The organism is Streptomyces sp. NPDC052701 (assembly GCF_040678355.1).
Lineage (GTDB): Bacteria > Actinomycetota > Actinomycetes > Streptomycetales > Streptomycetaceae > Streptomyces.
Genome location: NZ_JBFATO010000003.1, coordinates 71912 through 90508 on the forward strand (window position 1 = coordinate 71912; position 18597 = coordinate 90508).

An 18597-nucleotide genomic window follows, 5' to 3' on the forward strand; every position below is an offset into this window, starting at 1 on the left:
CGCAGCCCGGCCGATCGCTCAACTCCTAGATCTCACCCCGCAGTTTGGCGAGCGCCTCGGCGAGGATCGCCTCGCCGTCCGCGTCGCTGCGCCGCTCCCGCACATAGGCCAGGTGCGTCTTGTAGGGCTCGGTGCGCGGCGGGTCCGGCGGGTTGTCCTGGTCCTGCCCGGCCGGAAAGCCGCAGCGGGGGCAGTCCCAGGTTTCGGGCACCTGCGCGTCGCTGGCGAAGCTCGGCTGTGTCTCGTGCCCGTTGGAGCACCAGAAGGAGACGCGCAGCCGCGGCGCGGACTCGCCGCGCTCGGCCTCGCCCATCGGCCCCGCCCCGACCCGGCTTCCCCGGATCGCGTTGCCACTTGCCACGGTCGTAACTCCCTGCGTGATGGTGCCGCGAAGCGAGTCGGCGTTCCGCTTCGCCGCGAGCGCCTCAGTCTACGTAAGGCCCAACGCGCGTCCAGTGATTGGAGTTACCGCCCCCCACATCCAGACGCAAGCCCCATGATAGGCCGCGCTCAGCTGCGCGTACCGAACATGGGGCCTTACGTGCGAATGCGTGCGGATTGTCCGTGCGGATCAGTTGTTCGCCTTCATCAGGATGCCGAGCACGATGATGCACGCGAACCACAGCAGACCGATCACCACGGTGATCCGGTCGAGGTTGCGCTCGGCGACCGAGGAGCCGCCGACGGACGACTGCATGCCGCCACCGAACATGTCGGAGAGGCCGCCGCCCTTCCCCTTGTGCATCAGCACCAGCAGCATCAGCAGCAGGCTGAAGACGATCAGGGCGATCGAGAACCCCATAATCACGGCTGGACCAACTTCCTCGGATTCTGACGGACGACGCGGGGCCCAGCGCACTGCTGGACCCCGCAAGGGTACGACGGATCGCGTCTACGGCCTACTCACTGGTCACGGAAGCGCACGATCTTGACGAACTCGTCCGCGTCCAGCGAGGCACCGCCGACCAGGGCGCCGTCGATGTCGGCCTGCGCCATGATCTCGGCGACGTTGCCGGACTTGACCGAGCCGCCGTACTGGATGCGGACCTTGTCGGCCACCTCCTGGGAGTACAGTTCGGCGATCTTGCCGCGGACGGCGGCGCAGACCTCCTGGGCGTCCTCGGCGCCGCAGACCTTGCCGGTGCCGATGGCCCACACCGGCTCGTAGGCGATCACGACCGACTCGGCCTGCTCGGCCGGGAGGTCCTTCAGGCCGCCCTCGACCTGGGCGAGCGTGTGCGTGACGTGGTGGCCCGCCTCGCGGACCTCCAGCTCCTCGCCGACGCACAGGATCGGGGTCAGGCCGTGCTTGTAGGCGGCCTTGACCTTGGCGTTGACGATCTCGTCGGTCTCGTTGTGGTACTGGCGGCGCTCGCTGTGGCCGACGACCACGTACGTGCACTTCAGCTTGGCCAGCATCGGGCCCGAGATCTCGCCGGTGTAGGCACCGCCGTCGTGCGCCGAGATGTCCTGGGCGCCGTACTTGATGCGGAGCTTGTCACCGTCGACCAGGGTCTGCACGGAGCGCAGGTCGGTGAAGGGCGGCAGGACGGCGACCTCGACGGCCTCGTAGTCCTTGTCCGCGAGGGCGAAGGCGAGCTTCTGGACGTGCGCGATGGCCTCGAGGTGGTTGAGGTTCATCTTCCAGTTGCCCGCCATCAGCGGCGTGCGAGTGGTCATGCGGGGTCAGTCCTCCAGTGCGGCGAGGCCGGGGAGCGTCTTGCCCTCGAGGTATTCGAGGGAGGCGCCGCCACCGGTCGAGATGTGGCCGAATGCCTGCTCGTCGAAGCCCAGGGTGCGGACGGCCGCGGCGGAGTCGCCGCCGCCGACCACGGTGAAGCCCGGGGCGTCGAGGAGGGCCTGGGCGACCGCCTTGGTGCCCTCGGCGTAGTCGGGGTGCTCGAAGACGCCCATGGGACCGTTCCAGAAGACGGTGGCGGCGTCGGCGAGCTTCGAGGCGTACAGCTTGCGGGTCTCGGGGCCGATGTCCAGCCCCTCCTGGTCGGCGGGGATGGCGTCCGCGGCGACGGTCGTGGGGTGGGCCGGAGCCTTGGTCTTCAGGTCCGGGAAGTCGGCGGCGACCAGCGCGTCGACGGGCAGGACCAGCTCGACTCCGGTCTTCTCGGCGCGCTCGATGTACTCCTGGACGGCCGGGATCTGGTCCTCCTGCAGGAGGGACCTGCCGACCTCGTAGCCCTTGGCCTTGAGGAACGTGTAGGCCATGCCGCCGCCGATCAGGAGGCGGTCGGCCTTGCCGAGCAGCTGGTCGATGACGGCGAGCTTGTCGGAGACCTTGGCGCCGCCGAGCGCGACGACGTAGGGCCGCCGGACGTCCTCGGTGAGCTTCCTCAGGACGCCGACCTCGGTGGTGATGAGGTATCCGGCGTAGTGCGGCAGGCGCTTGGGCAGGTCGAAGACCGAGGCGTGCTTGCGGTGCACCGCGCCGAAGCCGTCGCCGACGTAGACGTCCGCCAGGCCGGCCAGCCGGTCGGCGAAGGCGGCGCGCTCGGCGTCGTCCTTGCTCGTCTCCCCCGGGTTGAAGCGCAGGTTCTCCACGACGGCGACCTGGCCGTCGGCGAGGGCGGAGACCGTGGAGGTGGCGGACTCGCCGACGGTGTCCTCGGCGAACCCGACGTCGGTGCCGAGGAGCTCGCCGAGGCGGGCGGCTGCCGGGGCGAGCGAGAAGACCGGGTCCGGGGCGCCCTTGGGGCGGCCCAGGTGCGAGGCGACGATCACGCGGGCGCCCGCGTCGGCGAGGGCCTTGACGGTGGGCAGCACGGCGCGGATGCGGCCGTCGTCGGTGATGGTGGTGCCGTCGAGCGGCACGTTGAGGTCGGCGCGGACGAAGACACGCTTGCCCGCGACGCCTTCGGAGAGGAGTTCGTCGATCGTCTTCATGGGGACTCCTGGAGAGGACTCGTGATCGCTCGGAAGCGCTCGTGATCGAACAGGGCTCGCACGCGAGTCAGGGCTCGGGCAGCGCTGCCGTGCGCTGCCCGAGCCCTGCCCTCACATCGAGGCCCGCTCTATTCGATCAGAGCTGGTCGCCAACGAAGACCGTGAGGTCGACGAGGCGGTTGGAGTAGCCCCACTCGTTGTCGTACCAGCCGATGACCTTCACGTTCTTGCCCTCCTGGACCATGGTCAGGGAGGAGTCGAAGGTGCAGGACGCCGGGGCGTTGACGATGTCGGAGGAGACGATCGGGTCCTCGGTGTACTCGAGGATGCCCTTCAGCTCGCCCTCGGCGGCCTTCTGGAAGGCGGCGTTGACCTCTTCCTTGGTGACCTCGCGGGAGAGCTCGACGACGAGGTCGGTGACCGAGCCGGTCGGGACCGGGACGCGCATGGCCATGCCGTCCAGCTTGCCCTTGAGCTGCGGCAGCACCAGCGCGGTCGCCTTCGCGGCACCCGTGGTGGTCGGGATGATGTTCTCGGCGGCGGCACGCGCGCGGCGCAGGTCCTTGTGCGGGAAGTCCAGGATGCGCTGGTCGTTCGTGTACGCGTGCACCGTCGTCATCAGGCCCTTGACGATGCCGAAGTTCTCGTCGAGGACCTTGGCCATCGGCGCCACGCAGTTGGTGGTGCAGGAGGCGTTGGAGATGACGTGGTGGTTGGCCGCGTCGTAGGTGTCGTGGTTGACGCCCATCACGATGGTGACGTCTTCGTTCTTCGCCGGGGCGGAGATGATGACCTTCTTGGCCCCGCCGGCGATGTGCTTCTCGGCGTCTTCCTTCTTGGTGAAGATGCCGGTCGACTCGATGACGATGTCGACGCCCAGCTCGCCCCACGGGATGTCGGCGGGGTTGCGCTCGGACAGGACCTTGATGGTCTTGCCGTCGACGGTGATGGTGTCCTCGGTGTGCGAGACCTCCTGCTTGAGGCGGCCCAGGATGGTGTCGTACTTCAGCAGGTGGGCGGTGGTCGCGGTGTCACCCAGGTCGTTGACAGCCACGATCTCGATGTCTGCACCCTGCTCCAGCAGCGCGCGGAAGTAGTTACGACCGATGCGGCCAAAGCCGTTGATGCCTACGCGGATCGTCACGAACCGATCTCCTCGTTGGTACGCCGGCTCAGGATGCCGGCGAGCTGTATGGGATGTCCCCGACCACCCCCGACCCTACCTCCCCGGGGGCCCGGGAGTGACATCGAGATGTCCCATACCCGGCAGGGCGGTCCGTACCCGTCAGTAGGGTGCGGACCGCCCGGACCGGAGGGCCTGATCACTCGTTCTCGCTACGGGAGGTCAGCGGAGGTTGACCGGCGGGGTCACTCCTCCAAGGCCGCGAGCGCCTTGGCGAGAAGCGCCTTCCGGCCGGCCGCGGAGGGGACGTGCTCCAGGCCGAAGCCCAGCAGCACGGTGTCGTCCGTGGTGACCGCTCCGTAGGTGCGGAACAGCGCTCCGGTGCGCGTCCAGTCCTTCAGTACGGCCGGGCTGCCCGCGGGCGGTCCGGCCGGCTTCCAGGCGCCGAGGGAGGTCTCGAAGCCCTCGGTCTCCCTCGCCGTGCCGCCGATGACGAGCGAGGCGTCGTCGGCGAGGACGCCGCGGCCGCCGGTGCCCGGGTCGGTGACGTAGCCGAGGGAGACCTCGACCGTCCTGCCCGCGTAGGCGCTCAGGTCGAAGCTCACCTGCTGCCAGCCGCCGGAGGCACCGGTGAGGCTGTGCCACGCGCCGGTGGTGCCGGTCGCGGTGCAGCCGTCCCGCGTGACGGTCAGGTAGCGCTTCAGCCAGGGGTGCTCACCGACGTAGAACCCGGCCGAGCACTCCCGCGGGACGGCGGTGCCGGTGGCGCCGCCCGCCTCCGGGAGGGTGGTCCAGTCGTCGGCCCCGGCCGTGCGGGCCTCGACCAGCGCGTGGTCGTAGCCGGGTTCGGTGTCCCACAGCAGCCGGGTGCGCAGGGCCGGCTCGTCGGCCGCGCTCACCCCCGTGAGGTCGATGGTGCGGGTGAGGCGTTTGTAGGCGTCGTCGGTGTGCACGGCGGCGGCCATGGAGGCGCCCGCGTAGGGCCCGTACGGGTCGGCCGTCCCGGCGAACCGGCCCGCGCCCGCACTGGCGAACTGCGGGAACCGGTCGGCGGGCAGTTCGTCGGAGGTGACGCCGTAGGTGCCGGCCTCGTCCAGCGGGTTGCCGGGCGCGTCGCCGAGCGCGCCGGTGAAGCCGCCGAGCTTCCCGGAACCGGTGAAGCCGCCGGCCCCCGGGGTGGAGGTCCGGGTGTAGGCGCCCAGGTAGTACTGGGCGAAGTCGTCCGACAGGGTGCCGCCGCCGAGGTCGACGCTGCCGCCGGCCTGCTCGCCCGCCTCGACGAGCTTGCCGCCCTCGTTGAGGAAGGCCCGCAGCCGGAGCTGGGTGGCGACGCCGGGGACGCTCGCGCCCGTGTAGTGGACGACGGTGCCGAAGTGGCTCAGCACGCCGAGCGCGTCGGGCGCGCCCTGTTCGGCGACGTCCCAGACGACCGCCTTGCGGCCGTCGGCCCCGAGCGCGTCGACGTACGTCTGCGCCTGCGCGGCGGTCGCGCCCTCCTCGGCGACCACGAGGACGTCCGCGCGGGGCCGCTCGGCCACGGTGTACGTGAAGTGCCCGCTGGAGACCTTCCTGCCGCTCCCGGTCCTGCCGGTGAACCACACCTCGACCTCGTCACCGGGTTCGCCGTCCCCGACCTCGGCCCGGTACTCGCCGAAGTAGAGGTCGTCCTCACCGCCGAACGTCTCGCCGCCCTTCCAGGGCCTGAGCGCCGCGCCCCTCACGCGGCCGCCGTCGACGCGGTACTTCAGCTCCTTGTCGCGCACCGCCTTGCGGACGACGACGGAGACCTCCTGGCCGGCGCCGCGGGAGTACGACACCGGGAACGCGGCCGGGGTGAAGTCGGCGGCGTCCAGGCCGACGGCCGAGGACGGCCGGTCGGGGTGGGAGGCGGTCTCGGCGACGGAGAGCGCGAACGGGACGTTCTTGGCGAACTCCTGCCGGATCAGCTTCTCGTCGTCCGGGAACGTGAAGATGGAGCGGCAGTCGGACGCCTTCCACTCGTCGTCCGGGTCGGCCTCCGAGGCGGTCTGACAGGTCGACATCTCCGGCGTGAACATCGCCATGCCGTTGACGTTCGCCGCGTGCCCGTCCGCCTCGCCGTTGGTGGTGTACAGCTCGGAGGAGAGCTGCGGGTGGTAGCCCGGGATCGCCGGGGCGCCGGGCGTGCCGGCGAGCGCCCGGTAGAGGACGTCGTCCGGGGTGGGCGTGGCCACCTGCCAGCCCACGCCGTACAGGAGGAGTTCGGCGGCGGAGTGGTAGTTGATGCCGTACGTGAAGCCGATCCGCTTCTCGAAGGCGTCCAGCGCCCGGGTCTCCGGCTCGGAGTTGGGAGCGGCGCCGCGGTAGGTCTGGCTGGTGGGGTGGGGGGACGAACCCTCGTCGTCGTAGCCCCACTTGTAGGCGAAGTTGCGGTTGAGGTCGACGCCGTCGCCCGTGCCGACGACGCCGTCGCCGTTGACGTCCCGCAGGTTCTTGCGCCACAGGCGGTTGTCGTCGCCGGTGAACGTGTGGTCGTAGCCGTCGGGGTTGGCGGACAGGACGAACCACAGCTCGGTGGAGTCGACGATCTTCCTGACGCGCTTGTCGGTCCGGTAGTTGTCCAGGTAGTGGTGCATCAGGCGCCGGGTCATCTCCGGCGTGATCCACTCGCGCGCGTGCTGGTTGGACAGGTACAGGACGGAGGGTTTGGAACCGTCCTCGGACCTCTTGGCGCCCTTGGTGAGCTTCAGGGCGAGGATGTCCTGGCCCTTGACGGTCGTGCCGATGGAGACGACCTTGGTGAGGCCGGGGTTCTCCTGGGCGGTCCGGAGGATCTCCTCCTTCAGGCCGCCCTTTCCGCCGTAGGGGCGGAACACGCCCTCGGCGGCGTCCTCCACGCGGGCCTCGGCTCTGGCGGACAGCCTGTGTTCGGTAAGGTCGACGCCCTGCTTCTCCAGCTTCTTCGCCTGCCGCCCGGTGAGGTGGACCTCGACGGTGGCCGTGCCCTTGTCGGGCACCTGCTCACCGAGTTCGTGACCGTCCTGGCCGGCCGCCAGCAGCAGGGGAACCTGCTGCTGGGTGACGTCGGCGCGGAAGACCCGGACCTCCTCCGCGTCCGGTCCGCCGGAAGGCCCCGGTTGCGCCCGGGCGACGGGCGCGAGGCCGGCTCCGCCGAGCAGGAGCGCGCCGACGGCGAGGATCGATCTCGCTCTTCGTCTCATGAACTCCCCTTGCGTGGGTTCGCCACGGCAGCGAACTGAATGCCAGGCTCATGACAGTTCATGGTCGAGTCAAGGGCGCTTCACCGACACGCACGACGCCGGTGCCGATCACCCGATCGGGCGTCGGCACCGGCGTTTTGAGAGCGTGTCGGGTCAGCCGGCGAGGTTGTCGGCCAGTTCCTCGGTGAGGTTGGCCTCCGTACCGGGGATGCCGAGGTCGCAGGCGCGCTTGTCGGCCATGGCGAGCAGGCGGCGGATGCGCCCGGCGACGGCGTCCTTGGTCAGCGGCGGGTCGGCGAGCGCGCCCAGCTCCTCCAGGGAGGCCTGCTTGTGCTCCATGCGCAGCCGGCCGGCGGCGGCCAGGTGCTCGGGGACGTCGTCGCCGAGGATCTCCAGGGCGCGCTGGACGCGGGCGCCGGCGGCGACGGCCGCGCGGGCGGAGCGGCGCAGGTTGGCGTCGTCGAAGTTGGCCAGCCGGTTCGCCGTGGCGCGCACCTCGCGGCGCATCCGGCGCTCCTCCCAGGCCAGTACCGACTCGTGGGCGCCGAGCCGGGTGAGCAGGGCGCCGATCGCGTCGCCGTCGCGGACGACGACCCGGTCCACGCCGCGCACCTCGCGGGCCTTGGCCGCGATGGACAGCCGGCGGGCGGCACCGACCAGGGCGAGCGCGGCCTCGGGGCCCGGGCAGGTCACCTCCAGGGAGGAGGAACGGCCGGGCTCGGTGAGCGAGCCGTGGGCCAGGAAGGCGCCGCGCCAGGCGGCCTCGGCGTCGCACGTCGCCCCGGAGACCACCTGCGGGGGCAGGCCGCGGATCGGGCGGCCCCGGCCGTCGACCAGACCGGTCTGCCGGGCCAGCTGGTCACCGCCCGCCACGACGCGCACGACGTAGCGCGAACCGCGCCGCAGTCCGCCGGGCGCCATCACGATCAGTTCCGAGCTGTGGCCGAAGATCTCCAGGATGTCCCGCTTGAGGCGCCGGGCCGCCATCGCGGTGTCCAGCTCCGCCTCGATCACGATGCGCCCGCTCACCAGGTGGAGGCCGCCGGCGAACCGCAGGACGGCGGAGACCTCCGCCTTCCTGCAGCAGGTCCGGGTGACGGGGAGCCGGGAGATCTCGTCCTTCACCGCTGGCGTCATCGCCATGGGCCGATCCTTCCATGCATACGAAAAATACGGTCGTACGCGGCGGCCAGCAGCTCCGGGTCGTGCCTCGGAGTCCCGTCGGTCCGGGCCACCGGCGCCAGCTCGACCGCGGCGCCCAGCCGCTTGGCGGCTTCGGTCAGCGAGGCACGGTCGGGCACGGCGGCCTCGTCGGCCAGCACCACGTCCAGGGCGAGTTTAGGGGCGTGTCGTCCCAAAACCTCCACATGACGCTGCGGGGAGAAGCCCTCGGTTTCTCCTGGCTGCGGGGCGAGGTTCAGGGAGAGTACCCGGCGCGCCTTCGTCTGGGTGAGGGCGTCCAGCAGTTCGGGCACGAGCAGGTGCGGGATGACCGAGGAGAACCACGATCCGGGGCCGAGCACCACCCAGTCCGCGTCGAGGACGGCGGCCACCGCCTCGGGGACGGCGGGCGGGTCGTGCGGCACGAGGTGCACGGACTGGACCTCGCCGGGGGTGAGGGCGACGTTGGCCTGTCCGCGGACGGTGCCGATGTCGTCCGGCCGGTCCGGGTCGTGGCCCTTGACCAGGGCCTGGAGCTCCAGCGGCACGGCCGACATGGGCAGCACGCGCCCGTGCGCACCCAGCAGCCGGCCGACCAGGTCCAGGGCCTGGACGTGGTCGCCGAGCTGCTCCCACAGGGCGACGATGAGCAGGTTGCCGACCGCGTGGCCGTGCATCTCGCCCCGGGACTGGAAGCGGTGCTGGATGACCCGGGCCCAGGTCTGGCCCCAGTCGTCGTCGCCGCACAGCGCGGCCAGCGCCTTGCGCAGGTCGCCGGGCGGCAGGACGCCCAGCTCGTCGCGCAGGCGCCCGCTGGAGCCGCCGTCGTCGGCCACGGTGACGACGGCGGTGAGGTCGCCGGTGATCCGGCGCAGCGCGGCGAGCGAGGCGGACAGCCCCATGCCGCCGCCCAGGGCGACGACCTTGGGCTGGGTGCCCCGGCGGCGCGGTCTGCCGCCCCGGGACTCGGCGGGCCGGCCGCCGCGCCCCTCGTGCACCACCCGGCGCAGCCCGCTCAGCCGCGGAGTACGTCCTGTCATTCGCGTCCCATGTCCCGGTGGACGACCACCGTCTCCACGCCTTCGGCCGCGAGCCGGGCGGCGAGCCTTTCCGACATGGCGACGGAGCGGTGCTTGCCGCCCGTGCAGCCGACGGCGATCGTCACGTAGCGCTTGCCCTCCCGACGGTAGCCCGTGGCAACGAGCTGCAGGAGCTCGGCGTACCGGTCCAGGAACTCCTTGGCGCCGGGCTGGTTGAAGACGTACGCCGACACCTCCTCGTTCAGGCCGGTGTACGGGCGCAGCTCCGGGACCCAGTGCGGGTTGGGCAGGAAGCGGCAGTCGACGACGAGGTCGGCGTCGACCGGCAGGCCGTACTTGTAGCCGAAGGACATCACGGTGGCCCGCAGCTCGGGCTCCTCCTCGCCGGCGAACTGGGCGTCCATCTTGGCGCGCAGCTCGTGGACGTTGAGGCTGGAGGTGTCGATCACCAGGTCGGCGTCGCCGCGCAGCTCGCGCAGCAGCTCCCGCTCGGCCGCGATGCCGTCGACGATGCGGCCGTCGCCCTGCAGGGGGTGCGGGCGGCGCACCGACTCGAAGCGGCGCACCAGGGCCTCGTCGGAGGACTCCAGGAAGACGATCCGCCGTGTGACGCCCCGGCCGTCGAGGTCGGCGAGGGACTCGCGCAGGTTGTCGAAGAAGCGGCGGCCGCGGACGTCGACGACGACCGCGATCCTGGCCACGTTGCCCTGGGAGCGGGCGCCGAGCTCCACCATGGTGGGGATCAGCGCGGGCGGCAGGTTGTCGACGACGAACCAGCCCAGGTCCTCCAGACACTTGGCGGCCGTGGACCGCCCGGCTCCGGACATGCCGGAGATGATCACCAGCTCGGGGATGGCCGCCTCGGGCACCCCGGCTGTTTCCTTGCCCGTACTCACCTGTGCTCCGTTGTCGTGGACGGCGTGCTGGGCCCGGTCCTCGCGGGTCTCCCCGGGTGCGGGGTCCCGCCCTGCGGTGGGCCGTGTGTCGTGCTCGGTCATGTCTCCTGCCCCCGTCGTTCCTCCGGGGCGCCCGCGGGTACGGGCTCCCCCGGGACACCTGTCACCCCGGGTGCCCCGTCGTCCGTGTCGTCCGTGTCGTCGATGATCTCTCCGGTCGCCGTGTTCACGGCGGGCGCGGCCGGGGCCGCCCGGGCGAGGGCCACGGCGACGGTCTCGGCCGTCTTGCGGCCTATGCCCGGGACCTCGCAGATCTGGTCGACCGTCGCGGACCGCAGCCTCTTCAGCGAGCCGAAGTGCCTGAGCAGCGCCTGCTTGCGCGTCTCGCCCAGCCCGGGGACGTCGTCCAGGGGGCTGGAGCGCAGGCGTCTGGCGCGCTTGGTGCGCTGGTAGGTGATCGCGAAGCGGTGGGCCTCGTCCCGGACGCGCTGCAGCAGGTACAGGCCCTCGCTGGTGCGGGGCAGGACGACCGGGTCGTCGTCGCCGGGCACCCAGACCTCCTCCAGGCGCTTGGCGAGGCCGCACACGGCGATGTCGTCGATGCCGAGCTCGTCCAGGGCCCGCCGCGCCGCCGCGACCTGCGGCGCGCCGCCGTCGACGACGACGAGCTGGGGCGGGTAGGCGAACTTCCTGGGGCGGCCGTCCTCCTCGGTGAGGCCGTCCGCGAGGGGGCCGTCCCCGTCGTCGGCCCACTCCCCCGTCCTCTCCTTCTCGGCGAGGTAGCGCCGGAAGCGGCGGGTGATCACCTCGTGCATGGAGCGGACGTCGTCCTGGCCGCGGAAGCCCTTGATCTGGAAGCGGCGGTACTCGCTCTTGCGGGCCAGCCCGTCCTCGAAGACGACCATGGAGGCCACCACGTCGTCGCCCTGCAGGTGCGAGATGTCGTAGCACTCGATCCTGAGCGGGGCGCTGTCCAGGTCGAGGGCCTCGGCGATCTCCTCCAGGGCACGCGAGCGGGTGGTCAGGTCGGAGGCGCGCTTGGTCTTGTGCAGGGCGAGCGCCTGCTGGGCGTTGCGCTGCACGGTCTCCATGAGGGCCTTCTTGTCGCCGCGCTGCGGGACGCGCAGGGAGACGCCCGAGCCGCGGCGCCCGGCGAGCCACTCCTGGACGGGCTCGACGGGGTCGGGCAGGGCCGGCACGAGGACCTCGCGGGGGACGGCGTCGCCGGTCTCCTCGCCGTAGAGCTGCTGCAGGGCGTGCTCCACGAGGGCGCCGGTGGTGATCTCCTCGACCTTGTCGGTGACCCAGCCGCGCTGGCCGCGCACGCGTCCGCCGCGTACGTGGAAGATCTGGACGGCCGCCTCCAGTTCGTCCTCGGCGACCGCGATCAGGTCGGCGTCGGTCGCGTCGGCGAGCACCACCGCGTTCTTCTCCATGGCCTTCTTCAGGGCCTCGATGTCGTCGCGCAGCCGGGCGGCCCGCTCGTACTCCATCTCCTCGGCCGCCCGGGTCATCTCCTGCTCCAGGCGGCGGATGTGGGTGCCCGTGCGGCCGGCCATGAAGTCGCAGAACTCGCCGGCGAGCGCGCGGTGCTCCTCGGCGCCGATCCGGCCGACGCAGGGCGCGGAGCACTTGCCGATGTAGCCGAGCAGGCAGGGGCGGCCGGTGCGGGCGGCGTTCCTGAAGACGCCGGCCGAGCACGTACGGACGGGGAAGACGCGCAGCAGCAGGTCGACGGTGTCGCGGATCGCCCACGCGTGCGCGTACGGCCCGAAGTACCGCACGCCCTTCTTCTTGTGGCCGCGCATCACCTGCACGCGCGGGAACTCCTCGTTCATCGTCACCGCGAGGTAGGGGTAGCTCTTGTCGTCGCGGTACTTGACGTTGAACCGGGGGTCGTACTCCTTGATCCAGGAGTACTCCAGCTGCAGCGCCTCGACCTCGGTGGAGACCACCGTCCACTCCACGGACGCGGCCGTGGTGACCATCGTGCGGGTGCGCGGATGCAGGCCTGCGAGGTCCTGGAAGTAGTTCGCCAGGCGCTGGCGCAGGCTCTTCGCCTTTCCGACGTAGATCACGCGGCGGTGCTCGTCACGGAACCGGTAGACCCCCGGCGAGTCGGGGATCTCTCCCGGCTTGGGGCGGTAGCTGGAGGGGTCGGCCATGACTCACACCCTACTGGCGGGGACCGACAGTCCGGCGGGCCCTTGGGCGGTGCGCCGGGACGCCCGGCGGGGGCGGGCGGCGGCGTCACCCGGCCGGTCCGGCGCCCCCGGTCCGTGATCCCCGTCGGTCCTCCCGCCCCGCACGCCGTGCCGTTCTCCCGGCAGCCCGCCCGCGTCCTAGGGGTTACGCCCGTGCGGAAGCGGGAACGACGCTACCCACGACGGCACATCGGCGTCCTGGGGCGCCGTGCGTGACGGGGTGGACACAGGGTGTCGGTGCGGACCGGCCGCTTCGGGGTGAAGCGGCCGGTCCCGGCGGAAGGACGGCTCGGATGCGGCGGATGCGGATCGAGAAACCACGGCGGCCGGTCCGTGCCCGCCGGTACACGGACGAGCCCTTCGCGCTGCGCGAAGCCCTCGACCCGCGCGACCCCGACGTAGTGCGCGCCAAGCGCCTCCGCCCGCGGCCGGAGGGGCGGGACGACACGGAGCACTCCTAGAAGCGCGGCTCGCGCTCCGGGGCGGGACGGCGGCAGGGGCAGGCCGCCGTCGGGTCCCCGGTGTTGTCGGGGCTGCGTCAACGCGCTTCAATGCGGGGGGACTCGGGACCCCGGGACGACGGCGTGCACAGGGGAGGACCCACTCCGCGCCGGCGGGGCGGCCGCTCCCGGGCGACCTGTGCGAACGGCCCGACCAGCCGTCGTCGACCTTCACGGAGAGGCCCCCGCATGCCGCACGCCGCACAGCACGCGGACTCCGCCGCCGCGGACCTGGACTCGGCTCTGCGTGGCGGCCCCTTCCACGTCGCCCTGCGGGCCGCGATCGCGGCCCGCGGACTGCCGTTGCAGCGCGTGCAGCACCACCTGTCGCGGCGTGGCGTGAGGGTCGGCGTCACGAGCCTGAGTTACTGGCAGCAGGGCGCCCGGCGCCCCCGGCGCCCGGAGTCGCTGCGGGCCGTCCGGGCCCTGGAGGAGATCCTGCGCCTGCCGGAGGAGTCCCTGATCCGGCTGCTCGCCGACTCCGGGGAGCAGCCGGCGGGGCAGCGGCCCGCGGCCCGGTCCTACCGCTCCCTTCTGGAGGCCGCGGGCGTCCTGGAGCGGCTGCTGGCCGAGCTGGACTGCCCGCCGGACGGGGGGCTGCACACGCTGGGGCACCACGAGCGGGTCCGCGTGGGGGCCCGCCGCGAGCTGGCGGAGCGCGAGTCGCACCACATCGTGCGCGCCCACCGGGACGGCGTCGACCGCTTCGTGGCCGTCCACCACGGCGACCCCGGCTCGGCGCCGGAGCGCATGACGGTGCACGCGCTGGACAACTGCCGCACCGGACGCGTCCGCAGCCACCACGGCACCGGAGTGCTCGTGGCCGAGCTGCTCTTCGATGTCCGGCTGCGGGCCGGAGAGACGTTCCTCTTCCGCTACGGCGTCGAGGACGGCACCGTCGGCGTCGCGCACGAGTACGTGCGCGGGTTCGGCTCCGCGGGCGGTCAGTACGCGCTCCAGGTGCGCTTCGACGCGCGGGCGCTCCCGGCGCGCTGTCACCGGTTCGCCCAGCACTCGGCGGCGGCGCCGCGCACCGGGCACCAGGAGCTGGCGCTGAGCGGACGGCACTGTTCGGTGCACCTCGTCGAACCACGGGTGCGGTCCGGTTTCCTCGGGATCGCCTGGGACTGGGAGTGAGCGGACCGTCCCGGCGCGGGGCGCCCCTGGCGGCGGGGCGTCCCGGCCGGGGCGCGTCAGGCGTCCGGTCCCGCGACGATGCGGCCGCCGCTCACCCGCACGGGCAGCTTCGCCAGCGGGACGGTGGCCGGCTCCCGCAGGACCTCGCCGGTGGTGGCGTCGAACTCGCTGCCGTGGCAGGGGCAGATCAGGGTCGTCCCCTCCAGCCTGTTGGCGGGGCACCGCGCGTGCGTGCAGATCGTGCTGTACGCCGTGAGGGTGCCGTCCCCGCCCCGACTGACGACGACGTTGTGGTCCCGGTACAGCCTGGCGCCTCCCTCGGGGACCTCGCTCTCGGCCCCGAGGTCGACGGGCGCGGTCGGCCGCGCGGGCCCGGTTTCGCCGGGTGAGCAGGCGGTGGCACCGAGCCCGGCGACGGGCGTGAGGGCCACTCCTCGAAGGACGGTACGGCGGCTCGCGACGGGTCGGCCGGGCATGGGGTCTCCACGGGTCGGACGGCGGTGCGTGCCGACGATACCGGCGGCGATCGTTCCGGATGAGGGCGGGTCAATGGGCGCCGGGGAGGCGTAAACGCTTGCGTAAGCGTTTACGTCCGCGTCCGGATGCGGTACGGTCCCGGCCAGTCGGCAAGCGCCGACGAGCAGCCGGACGACCGGACGAGCAGTGGGACAAGCGGGAGGAGGGAGCGGTATGGCCACCATGGCCGACGTCGCCCGGAGCGCCGGTGTCTCCGTGGCGACCGTCTCGCACGTGCTGAACGGCACGCGGCCGGTGCTGCCGCACACCCGCCGGGCCGTCCTGGACGCCGTCGAGGCGCTCGGCTACACCCCGAACACTCTCGCCCGCTCCCTGGTGACCTCCCGCACCCGGTCCATCGGGCTCGCCGTGTCGGCGATCAGCAACCCGTACTTCACGGAGATCCTCCAGGGCGTCGAGGCCTGCGCCCTGGAGCACGGCTACAGCCTGCTCATCGCCGATCCGCACGACGATCCCGAGCACGAGCGCACGGTCGTCCAGCTCCTGCACGAGCGCCGTGTGGACGGCATGATCGTCGCGCCCTCCGCCGATCCGCGCGGGCTCCTGGCCTACCTCGGGCGGCACGCGGTACCGGCCGTGCTCCTGGACCGGCTGGTCGACGTCCCGGCGGACGGCGCCCCGCGCCTCGACCAGGTCTGCGCCGAGAACACCGGGCCGACGGCCCGGCTGGTCACCCACCTCGCCGGCCTCGGTCACCGCCGGATCGGGCTGGTGGCGGGACGGCCCGGCCTGAGCACCACGCGGGAGCGGATCACCGGGTACCGGCAGGGTCTGACGGCCGCCGGGCTGCCGTTCGACGCACGGCTCCTGGCGCACGGCGACTCGCGGACGGCGGGCGCCGAACAGGCCACCGCCGCCCTGCTGTCCCTCGCTGCGCCGCCGACCGCGCTGGTCACCGCCAACAACGCGATGACCATCGGCGCGCTGCGGGCCCTGCGCGACCGCGGCCTGTCGGTGCCCGACGACATCGCGCTGTGCTGCTTCGACGACTTCACCTGGGCGGACCTGTTCTCGCCCCGCCTCACCGCGATCGCCCAGCCCAGCAGGGACATCGGCGCCAGGGCGGTCCAGGTGCTGCTGGACCGCCTCGCCGAGCCGGACCGGCCCGCCCGGACCGTGCGGCTGCCCTGCGCCTTCGTCCACCGCAGCTCGTGCGGCTGCCCCGACCAGCCGGAGCGACTCCAGAGAGGAACGTCCGCATGATCGTCGTCGCCGGTGAGGCACTCATCGACCTCGTACCGCAGGGCACGGGTGCCCTGGCCGACCTGAAGCCGGCGCTCGGCGGCGGCCCGTACAACACGGCGGTGGCGCTGGGCCGGCTCGGCTCCCGCGCCGCCTTCTGCTCACGGGTGTCGCACGACGCCTTCGGCGAGGCGCTCCTGGACCGGCTGCGCGCGACCGGCGTGGACGTCTCCTGCGTGCAGCGCGGTCCGGAGCCGACGACGCTGGCCGTGGCCTCGGTCGGAACGGACGGCTCCGCCGCGTACTCCTTCTACGTGGAGGGGACGGCCGACCGGCTGTTCACGGCTCCTGCCGCGCTGCCGGCCGGCACCCGCGCGATCTCCTTCGGCACCTGCTCGCTCGTGCTGGAACCGGGGGCGAGCGCGTACGAGGAGATGATGCGCACCGCGGCCGCGCAGGGCGTGTTCACGGCGCTGGACCCCAACATCCGGGCCGGGCTGATACCGGACCCGGACGCCTACCGGGCCCGGTTCAAGAGCTGGCTGCCGTCGGTGACGCTGCTGAAGCTGTCCGCGGAGGACGCCCAGTGGCTCGGCGGCACGCCCCAGGAGTGGCTGGCGGCCGGCCCGGCAGCGGTCGTGATCACCCAGGGCGGTGACGGGCTGACCGCCTTCACACGGGACGGCGGCGTGTACCGGGTGCCGGGCGAGCGGGTCGAGGTCGTGGACACGATCGGCGCCGGCGACACGGTCAACGCGGCACTGCTGCACGGGCTGGCGGTGCGGGACGCCCTCAGCGAGCGGGCGGTGGCCGCGCTGGACGCGGACGGCTGGGCGGGGCTGCTGGGCTTCGCGGCACGCGCGGCGGCGATCACCTGCTCGCGCGCGGGGGCGGAGCCGCCGTACGCGCACGAGCTGAACGGCTGACCCCGGACCTGCCGCGGGCCGGGCCTGGTCGAGGCTGGCCGGCCCCGGCCAGCCTCGGCACGGCCGGGGCCGGCGCGAGGTGTGCCGGCGGTCACGGACGGGGTCCGCTGTCCCAGGAGGACCGGATCGCCCGGGCAGGGCACGTGCCGCACGGCCCGGCCTGCCGCGCGATGGGTCAGCCCGCCTCCCCCACCGCACGCAGCGCGCCCGGGCGGCGGCCGTTGAGGCGGTCCAGGGCGGTGGCCGTGGCGTCGTCGGCGGGGAGGTGCACGACCACGCGCTGGCCGTCCTCGGGGAGGGCGAGCGTCTCGTGCAGCAGCCGCAACGGGCCGGCCTCGGGATGCTCGATGCGCTGGGAGCCGACCCGCCGCGGGGCCACGGCCAGGTCGGCGAACCGGTCGGTGAACTCCGCCCCCGCCGTCACCGTCAGCTCGTCGGCCAGTTCGGCGACGTAGGGATCGCGCAGGGGGACCTCGTGCCGGAGCTGGGCGACCAGGTCGTCGGCCACCCGGTCCCAGTCCGGGTAGGCGCGGCGGGCCCGCTCGTCGGTGAACAGGTACCGCAGCAGGTTGGGCCGCTCGGCGTCCAGCAGTCCGATCGGGCCGGCCAGCCGCTCGTACCCCGTGGTGTGGGCGAGGACGTCGCCGATCCAGTTGAGGACGACGGCGGGGGCGGGTTCCAGGCGGTCCAGTACGGCCAAGACGGTGGGGCGCGCGGTGCGGCTGAGCGGCGGGGCCGCCGCGCAGATCAGCGGGTCGCCGCCGTCGGCCTCCTTGGTCAGCCGGCGCAGCAGCATCCGGTCCCGCAGGGAGAGGTTCAGCGCGTCGGCGAGGGCGCCGAGCACCTGGGCGGAGGGGTGGCGGTCGCGGCCCTGTTCGAGCCGGGTGAGGTACTCGACGCTGATGCCGGCGAGCGTGGCCAGCTCGGCGCGCCGCAGGCCTGGGGTGCGGCGCCGGGGACCGGTGGGCAGACCGACCTCGGCGGGGGTGACGGCTTCGCGCCAGGTGCGCAGGAAGGTGCCCAACTCGTTGTCGCTCACCCGCCGAACGTACAACGCCCGTACACGGGAAGGGTGTCCCTGTCACTACCAGGCTCGGGCCGGTCTCCCTCACGGGCTGCGGGGCCCTCAGGGTGGTGGGCATGACGAACGACACCACCACCGCCACCACCGCCACCACCCTGCCGCTCGCCCCGGGGACCTGGGCCCTGGACCCGCTGCACTCCGCCGTGAACTTCACCATCCGCCACCTGGGCATCGCCAAGGTGCGGGGGCGTTTTACCGGGGTGGAGGCCGAGCTGTCCGTCGGGGAGAGGGCCGAGGACGTCCGGGTGTCCGCGACCGTCGACCTGGCCTCGATCGACACCGGCAACGCCGACCGGGACGCGCACGTGCGCGCCTCCGACCTGCTCGACGTCGACAGGCGCCCGACGATGACCTACCGCTCCACCCGCGTCTCGGGGGAGGGTGAGGACTGGACGATGGAGGGCGAGCTGACCATCGGCGACGTCACTCGCCCGGTGACGCTCGCCGTGGAGTTCGGCGGGCTGGTCGACGTGCCCATGGACGGCAGCCGGCACGCCGGGTTCGAGGCGACGGGTGAGATCCGGCGCAGCGACTTCGGGCTGGACTTCGCCCCCGGTCTGCTCGGGGACGTGGTGAAGATCCAGCTCGACATGCAGTTCGTGGCGCCGAAGAACGGCTGACGGGAAGGACGCCCGGCAGGACGGCGACGCGGGGGGGGGGCCCCGGGGGGGGGGGGGGGGGGCGCCCGGGGGGGGGGGGCGGGGTCGCA

Annotated in this window: 17 protein-coding genes; 5 read left to right on the top strand and 12 right to left on the bottom strand. The window is 72.8% G+C overall.

Annotated features, from left to right (window positions below):
- Nucleotides 1-25: 25 nt before the first annotated feature.
- The 10 genes from AB0L29_RS05385 to uvrC form a co-directional block, all read right to left on the bottom strand.
- Nucleotides 26-361 (bottom strand): RNA polymerase-binding protein RbpA, encoded by a 336-nt coding sequence (locus AB0L29_RS05385; protein WP_360744526.1) that lies wholly within the window; start codon nt 359-361, stop codon nt 26-28.
- A gap of 210 nt (nt 362-571) precedes the next feature.
- Nucleotides 572-802: a preprotein translocase subunit SecG gene (gene secG / locus AB0L29_RS05390; protein WP_365824058.1), complete on the bottom strand. Its 231-nt coding sequence runs from the start codon at nt 800-802 to the stop codon at nt 572-574.
- Nucleotides 803-903: 101 nt separating this feature from the next.
- Nucleotides 904-1680 (bottom strand): triose-phosphate isomerase, encoded by a 777-nt coding sequence (gene tpiA / locus AB0L29_RS05395; RefSeq protein ID WP_365823566.1) that lies wholly within the window; start codon nt 1678-1680, stop codon nt 904-906.
- Between the two features lie 6 nt (nt 1681-1686).
- Nucleotides 1687-2898, bottom strand: a complete 1212-nt coding sequence (locus AB0L29_RS05400; RefSeq protein WP_365823568.1) for a phosphoglycerate kinase — start codon at nt 2896-2898, stop codon at nt 1687-1689.
- A 136-nt stretch (nt 2899-3034) separates the two neighbouring features.
- On the bottom strand, nt 3035-4042 hold the full coding sequence (gene gap / locus AB0L29_RS05405; protein ID WP_365823570.1) for a type I glyceraldehyde-3-phosphate dehydrogenase: 1008 nt from the start codon (nt 4040-4042) through the stop codon (nt 3035-3037).
- Between the two features lie 224 nt (nt 4043-4266).
- A complete protein-coding gene (locus AB0L29_RS05410) occupies nt 4267-7221 on the bottom strand; it encodes a M14 family zinc carboxypeptidase (protein ID WP_365823572.1) in 2955 nt (984 codons plus the stop codon).
- A 153-nt stretch (nt 7222-7374) separates the two neighbouring features.
- The gene (whiA, locus tag AB0L29_RS05415) at nt 7375-8364 is read right to left on the bottom strand and encodes a DNA-binding protein WhiA (RefSeq protein WP_365823574.1); all 990 of its coding nucleotides are present in this window, start codon (nt 8362-8364) and stop codon (nt 7375-7377) included.
- The gene (gene yvcK / locus AB0L29_RS05420; RefSeq protein ID WP_365823576.1) at nt 8355-9422 is read right to left on the bottom strand and encodes a uridine diphosphate-N-acetylglucosamine-binding protein YvcK; all 1068 of its coding nucleotides are present in this window, start codon (nt 9420-9422) and stop codon (nt 8355-8357) included. Before yvcK ends, whiA begins: the two co-directional genes overlap by 10 nt.
- Nucleotides 9419-10420: an RNase adapter RapZ gene (gene rapZ, locus AB0L29_RS05425; RefSeq protein WP_365823578.1), complete on the bottom strand. Its 1002-nt coding sequence runs from the start codon at nt 10418-10420 to the stop codon at nt 9419-9421. Before rapZ ends, yvcK begins: the two co-directional genes overlap by 4 nt.
- The gene (gene uvrC, locus AB0L29_RS05430) at nt 10417-12483 is read right to left on the bottom strand and encodes an excinuclease ABC subunit UvrC (protein ID WP_365823580.1); all 2067 of its coding nucleotides are present in this window, start codon (nt 12481-12483) and stop codon (nt 10417-10419) included. The genes rapZ and uvrC overlap by 4 nt, the downstream gene beginning before the upstream one ends.
- A 332-nt stretch (nt 12484-12815) precedes the next feature.
- Between uvrC and AB0L29_RS05435 the strand changes: the two genes are divergently transcribed.
- Nucleotides 12816-12983, top strand: coding sequence for a hypothetical protein (locus AB0L29_RS05435; protein WP_365823582.1), 168 nt, complete (start codon nt 12816-12818; stop codon nt 12981-12983).
- 228 nt (nt 12984-13211) lie between these two features.
- The gene (locus tag AB0L29_RS05440; RefSeq protein ID WP_365823583.1) at nt 13212-14159 is read left to right on the top strand and encodes a hypothetical protein; all 948 of its coding nucleotides are present in this window, start codon (nt 13212-13214) and stop codon (nt 14157-14159) included.
- 56 nt (nt 14160-14215) lie between these two features.
- On the opposite strand, the gene AB0L29_RS05445 is transcribed toward AB0L29_RS05440, so the two are convergent.
- Nucleotides 14216-14635 carry a Rieske (2Fe-2S) protein gene (locus AB0L29_RS05445; RefSeq protein ID WP_365823585.1) on the bottom strand — a complete coding sequence of 140 codons (420 nt, stop codon included), beginning with the start codon at nt 14633-14635 and terminating at the stop codon, nt 14216-14218.
- Between the two features lie 214 nt (nt 14636-14849).
- On the opposite strand from AB0L29_RS05445, the gene AB0L29_RS05450 reads away from it, so the two are divergent.
- Both AB0L29_RS05450 and AB0L29_RS05455 read left to right on the top strand, forming a co-directional pair.
- Nucleotides 14850-15899 (top strand): LacI family DNA-binding transcriptional regulator, encoded by a 1050-nt coding sequence (locus AB0L29_RS05450; protein WP_365823587.1) that lies wholly within the window; start codon nt 14850-14852, stop codon nt 15897-15899.
- Nucleotides 15896-16804, top strand: a complete 909-nt coding sequence (locus tag AB0L29_RS05455; RefSeq protein ID WP_365823589.1) for a carbohydrate kinase — start codon at nt 15896-15898, stop codon at nt 16802-16804. Before AB0L29_RS05450 ends, AB0L29_RS05455 begins: the two co-directional genes overlap by 4 nt.
- 175 nt (nt 16805-16979) lie before the next feature.
- Here the strand turns inward: AB0L29_RS05455 and AB0L29_RS05460 are convergent, their stop codons facing one another.
- Complete coding sequence (locus AB0L29_RS05460) at nt 16980-17843, bottom strand: helix-turn-helix domain-containing protein (protein WP_365823590.1); 864 nt, start codon at nt 17841-17843, stop codon at nt 16980-16982.
- 101 nt (nt 17844-17944) lie between these two features.
- On the opposite strand from AB0L29_RS05460, the gene AB0L29_RS05465 reads away from it, so the two are divergent.
- Nucleotides 17945-18508 carry a YceI family protein gene (locus AB0L29_RS05465; protein WP_365823592.1) on the top strand — a complete coding sequence of 188 codons (564 nt, stop codon included), beginning with the start codon at nt 17945-17947 and terminating at the stop codon, nt 18506-18508.
- Nucleotides 18509-18597 lie beyond the last annotated feature (89 nt).

Coding starts and splice junctions, on each gene's coding strand:
- secG (WP_365824058.1), bottom strand. CDS start 802: ATGGGGTTCTCGATCGCCCTGATCGTCTTCAGCCTGCTGCTGATGCTG.
- tpiA (WP_365823566.1), bottom strand. CDS start 1,680: ATGACCACTCGCACGCCGCTGATGGCGGGCAACTGGAAGATGAACCTC.
- AB0L29_RS05400 (WP_365823568.1), bottom strand. CDS start 2,898: ATGAAGACGATCGACGAACTCCTCTCCGAAGGCGTCGCGGGCAAGCGT.
- AB0L29_RS05410 (WP_365823572.1), bottom strand. CDS start 7,221: ATGAGACGAAGAGCGAGATCGATCCTCGCCGTCGGCGCGCTCCTGCTC.
- whiA (WP_365823574.1), bottom strand. CDS start 8,364: ATGGCGATGACGCCAGCGGTGAAGGACGAGATCTCCCGGCTCCCCGTC.
- yvcK (WP_365823576.1), bottom strand. CDS start 9,422: ATGACAGGACGTACTCCGCGGCTGAGCGGGCTGCGCCGGGTGGTGCAC.
- rapZ (WP_365823578.1), bottom strand. CDS start 10,420: ATGACCGAGCACGACACACGGCCCACCGCAGGGCGGGACCCCGCACCC.
- uvrC (WP_365823580.1), bottom strand. CDS start 12,483: ATGGCCGACCCCTCCAGCTACCGCCCCAAGCCGGGAGAGATCCCCGAC.
- AB0L29_RS05435 (WP_365823582.1), top strand. CDS start 12,816: ATGCGGCGGATGCGGATCGAGAAACCACGGCGGCCGGTCCGTGCCCGC.
- AB0L29_RS05440 (WP_365823583.1), top strand. CDS start 13,212: ATGCCGCACGCCGCACAGCACGCGGACTCCGCCGCCGCGGACCTGGAC.
- AB0L29_RS05445 (WP_365823585.1), bottom strand. CDS start 14,635: ATGCCCGGCCGACCCGTCGCGAGCCGCCGTACCGTCCTTCGAGGAGTG.
- AB0L29_RS05450 (WP_365823587.1), top strand. CDS start 14,850: ATGGCCACCATGGCCGACGTCGCCCGGAGCGCCGGTGTCTCCGTGGCG.
- AB0L29_RS05455 (WP_365823589.1), top strand. CDS start 15,896: ATGATCGTCGTCGCCGGTGAGGCACTCATCGACCTCGTACCGCAGGGC.
- AB0L29_RS05465 (WP_365823592.1), top strand. CDS start 17,945: ATGACGAACGACACCACCACCGCCACCACCGCCACCACCCTGCCGCTC.